The sequence below is a fragment of the Anaerophaga thermohalophila str. Valhall genome, assembly GCF_000250735.1.
In the GTDB taxonomy this organism is placed as follows: domain Bacteria; phylum Bacteroidota; class Bacteroidia; order Bacteroidales; family Marinilabiliaceae; genus Anaerophaga; species Anaerophaga thermohalophila_A.
This window is the reverse complement of the sequence record NZ_AHZV01000109.1, coordinates 1-1,554: the sequence shown is the minus strand read 5'-3', so window position 1 is coordinate 1,554 and position 1,554 is coordinate 1. Positions and strand designations below refer to the sequence as shown.

At 42.4% G+C, this 1,554-nt stretch carries 2 protein-coding genes; both read left to right on the top strand.

What is annotated here, in order from left to right; all coding sequences use genetic code 11:
- Window positions 1–335 precede the first annotated feature (335 nt).
- Window positions 336–821: a DUF4494 domain-containing protein gene (locus OQ5_RS0105865; protein ID WP_082179521.1), complete on the top strand. Its 486-nt coding sequence runs from the start codon at window positions 336–338 to the stop codon at window positions 819–821.
- 8 nt (window positions 822–829) lie between these two features.
- Complete coding sequence (locus OQ5_RS0105860; RefSeq protein WP_016776588.1) at window positions 830–1,495, top strand: ferredoxin--NADP reductase; 666 nt, start codon at window positions 830–832, stop codon at window positions 1,493–1,495.
- The last annotated feature ends 59 nt before the right edge of the window (window positions 1,496–1,554 follow it).

The window sequence follows — 1,554 nt, the reverse complement described above, 5'->3', positions numbered from 1 at the left end:
CGAAGCCGCCAAAAAAGGAGTTTACTTTTCGTAAATGAGTATTTTGGCGGCAAGCGTAACACAGCAAATGGTACTTTATGGACAGACTCTAAATATATTTTATACGGATGAATTAGAGCGAAGCGGAAATCGTGAACGCCTTATAATTTTTATCTCATGAACAAAAAAGTAAAGGCACTCGCGGCTTGAGTGCAAAAAGTTAAATGCTTTTTTGACCGGGCTTATCCTTTTGCAGGCAATCTTATCATTTTCCTATCGTCTGGCGCTGCTCAATTTCAAATTTCTTTACCTTTGCGGGTCAAATTAATTTTTCACTTCAAAATATACTTACTAAAATGATGCACACCTGGTTTGAATGCAAAGTAAAATACGTTAAAGTAGATGAGAACACCGGAAAAGAGAAAAAGGTTACTGAACCATATCTGGTAGATGCTGTTTCCTTTACTGAGGCCGAAAGTCGCATACATGAGGAAATGCAGGCCATGATAAGAGGTGAGTTTCAGGTTACCAATATTCGTAAGGCCGATTACACCGATCTGTTTCCTGATTTTCCCGGCGATCGTTGGTATAAATGCAAGGTTAGCCATTTGGCAATTGATGAGAATGCCGGAAAAGAAAAAAAGGTGACCAGTCAAATGCTGGTAATGGCAGATAATGTACGCGATGCATACGACCACCTTATGAAGGGCCTTTCCGATATGGTGGTCGATTTTCAGGTTCAAAGCATTGCCGAAAGTCCCCTGATGGATGTCTTTCCCTATGATGCCGAAAGTGCTTTTGACGGAAATACTGAAGAAACAGGTGAAGAACCGAATGACTGATTTTTTTTATGGTCAAACGAAAGCAAAAAGAACTTTTTCCGGTTAAGGTCACAGGCAAAAGAGAAATTGCTCCCGGAGTCTTTACGCTGCAGACTGAACGAAGGTTCGACTTCACCCCGGGGCAGGTTGTTGCCGTTGCTTTAAACCGGAGTGAGGAGCCACGACTATACAGCATTGCCAGTGGTGTAGAGAGTGATCATATCCGGTTACTTTTTGATATTAATCCCGATGGTCTGCTTACTCCCCGGATGGCAAAGCTTGCATGTGGCGATCAATTGTTAATGTCGGAACCCTTCGGACGGTTTCTGGGCTCAGACGACCCGGCATGGTGGATAGCCACAGGAACAGGAATTGCCCCCTTTATGAGCATGGCGGAATCCGGGATACATTTTAACAAAAAATTAATACACGGTGCCCGAACATCTGGTGAGTTCTGGTTTTCCGGTCTGTTTCTCAATAAAATGGGGGAAAACTACCTTCGTTTTGCTACCCGTGAAAATGCTCCCGGAATAAACAGCGGAAGGCTTACAGTATGGTTGGCTCGGCAGGAGAATTTACCAAAGGACATAAAATATTACCTTTGCGGCAATGCAAATATGGTGGTTGAAGTTCGCGACATTCTGCTGAGTAAGGGAGTTGCTTATGATAACGTTGTTTCGGAGATATATTTTTGATTTTCTGGTTCATCAATTAAAAATTTTTTTCAGCATTATCAGATGTATCTTACCCTGCA